The following is a 2,696-nucleotide window of genomic DNA, read 5'->3' on the forward strand; positions in this document are numbered from 1 at the left end:
CCACATCCGCCGCATGCGCCACATCCGCCGCGTCCGCGGCCTGGCGGGTTTCGGTGAGGATGAGGTCGGCGACGTCGGTGAGGTGTCCGCGGCGGGTGAAGGCCCGCCGTTGCCGGGCCGCGGCGCTGCCCCGGCCGACGGCCTGGCCGGCGAGGTCGCGGACCAGCTCCCAGTCGCCGGCGTGCTCGAGCTCGGCGCGCACCTCGTCCACCAGCCGGTACAGCAGGTCCCCCGCCGGTACCGGTACCGCCGCGGCCACGTCGACGAGGTCACCCTCGATCCCGGACCGGGCCGCCCGCCAGGTGGCCGCCCGCAGCAGTTCCGTCCGCCGTGGCGGGACCGGCGCACCGGCCCCGACCGCCAGGGTGGCCCGGCGGACGAGCGCGCGGAACAGGCCGGCGACGAGGATGACGGTGTCGACGTCCGGGCACGCGTCGCAGACCCGCAGCTCAACGGTGGGCAGGTGCGCGGAGGGGCGGACGTCGAAGTAGACCATCCCCGGGTCGCTGATCACCCCGGATGTGATCAGATCCGTGACGGCCTGGTCGTATTCGGCCGCCGTGCGGAACGCCCCGGTGACGCCGGCGGTCGGCCACCGCTGCCAGACCAGGGTGCGCACGCTCGCGTAGCCGCTGTCCGTGCCCTGCCAGTACGGGGAGCTCGCCGACACCGCCAGCAGCACCGGCAGCCACGGCGCGACCCACGCGGCCACCGCGATCGCGAGATCGCGGTCGGCGACCTCGACGTGCACCTGCGCGCCGCAGATCGACTGCTCCCGGGCGAGGAGCTGGTAGTCGGCGAGCATCCGCTGGTAGCGCGGGTACCGGCTGATGCTGGGCGTGTCCCGGCCGGCCAGCGGGACGGTCCCCGCGGACGCGGGGCCGAGCCCGAGCGGTTCGCCGGCCGCCACCAGCTCGCGCCGCAGCTGGAGCAGGCTGCTGCGCAGGTCGGCCAGGTCGGTGCACGGGCGGCTGTTGGACTCCACCACCGACGCCAGCAGCTCGGCGGTGAAACACTCCTTCGCGAGGCGCTCGAGGATCGCCGGAGCCCGCGGCACAGGCCGCCGGGAGGCGAGGTCCAGGAGGTGGAACTCCTCCTCGACACCGACGGTGGCAATGTGCGCGTCGCCCATGGATGAAGACGCTACGACCATACGGTGTCCCGGGCAGCCCACGACCGGCTGGCCAGCACCCGCTGGCCGGTCAGCCAGCGGCCAGCCGGCCAGCCGGCCACCCGGTCAGCTGTCCACGAGGGTGGCGGTGGAGACGATGTTGCCCCGGGTCGCCCTGGAGTACGGGCACAGGGCGTGAGCCTGCTCGACGAGCGTGGCGGCCACGTCCCGGTCGACCTGCTCGATCTCGGCCTCGATCGCGACGGCGAGGGCGAACCCGTCGTCGTCCGGGCCGATCTCGACCCGGACGGTGACCGCCGACGCGGAGACATCGACCTTCGCCCGCCGGGCGACCGCCTTGAGCGCGCTGTGGAAACATGCGGCGTAACCGGTGGCGAACAACTGCTCCGGGTTGGTGCCGGGGCCGTCGTCGCCGCCGAGCCCCTTGGGCAGGGACAGGTTCAGGTCCACCCGCCCGTCGCTGGACGCCACCCGTCCCGCACGCCCGCCCCACGCGGTGGCCTCAGCCGTGTACAGAGCCGTCATCACGATCTCCTCAGGTGTGGATCCGATGGCCCGCGCGCGACGCGCACGATCTGGATCATCCGGGTGGAACACCGGCCGGCACCTTTTTCGTCCGGGTGACTCACGCAGCGCACCGATCCGCTCGGATCGCCACATGGTGTTCAGCGCCGCCAAACGATGACAAAAAGACTCTGAACGATTACTTTTAGTAAAGATTCGATGAACATCGATTACAAATAGTCATTACTTGTAGCCATGACAGCACCCCTTGCAGGTGGCTGCGACCAGTAGTGTCACAATGCAACCTAGCCAGTACTTCTGGTGACATCGCCGGCGACAACAATGTGATCTTCTGGGCGAAGGAGCCGAACCACCGCCAGCGGGCCACGCGCTGCCCGCCGCAGCCGGATCTCTCCGAGGGGGACCATCATGGTGTTACTGAACGCAACCAATATCGCAACGGACGGCCCGGGGGGCATCGGGGGGCCCGGCGGTCTCAGAACGTCTGATCCGTCGGCCGGCCCGCCCCCCGGCGGGCGTGGCGACGACCCCGGCAGGTCGCCGGCCGGCGAGGGCCACGTCGGCCGGCGGGTGCGCGTCCCCAAGACCGCCGAGCTGGTCGCCGCCCGCCTGCGGCGCCAGATCGTGCGGGGCGAACTGGTCGAGGGGGACGCCCTGCCCCCGGAAGCCGTGCTGATGGAGCAGTTCGGGGTCTCCCGCCCGACCCTGCGGGAGGCCTTCCGCGTCCTGGAGTCCGAAGCGTTGATCAGCGTCCGGCGCGGGGCACACGGCGGCGCCCGGGTCCACACACCCAACGGTGACGTCGCCGCCCGCTACGCCGCGCTCGTCCTGGAATACCGCGGCACCACCATCGCCGACGTCCACCAGGCCAGGGCGCTGCTCGAGCCGCCCTGCGTCCGCCGGCTCGCGCAGCGGCACACCGAGGAGGACCTGGCCAGGCTGCGGGCGGCGCTCGCCGCCGTCGAGGCGGCCACGGCGGACGCCGGCCCCCCGGCGGCGGACCGGCCGGCCGCCCGCACCCGGCCCGACCTGGCCACCG

General features: G+C 72.7%; 3 protein-coding genes. 1 reads left to right on the top strand and 2 read right to left on the bottom strand.

From position 1 onward, the window contains the following. Positions 1-1,132 (bottom strand): carboxylate-amine ligase (locus NBW84_RS20365; protein WP_250286475.1); only part of this gene is annotated, 1,132 nt, incomplete at its 3' end. Positions 1,133-1,237: 105 nt separating this feature from the next. Continuing rightward, positions 1,238-1,657 (bottom strand): organic hydroperoxide resistance protein, encoded by a 420-nt coding sequence (locus NBW84_RS20370; RefSeq protein ID WP_250286474.1) that lies wholly within the window; start codon positions 1,655-1,657, stop codon positions 1,238-1,240. 408 nt (positions 1,658-2,065) lie between these two features. Between NBW84_RS20370 and NBW84_RS20375 the strand changes: the two genes are divergently transcribed. Beyond that, positions 2,066-2,696, top strand: a 631-nt coding sequence (locus NBW84_RS20375) for a FadR/GntR family transcriptional regulator (protein ID WP_445548786.1), incomplete at its 3' end; no start/stop codon positions are given.

The sequence above is a fragment of the Protofrankia sp. CiP1_Cm_nod2 genome (assembly GCF_920664355.1).
Classification (GTDB): Bacteria; Actinomycetota; Actinomycetes; order Frankiales; family Frankiaceae; genus Protofrankia.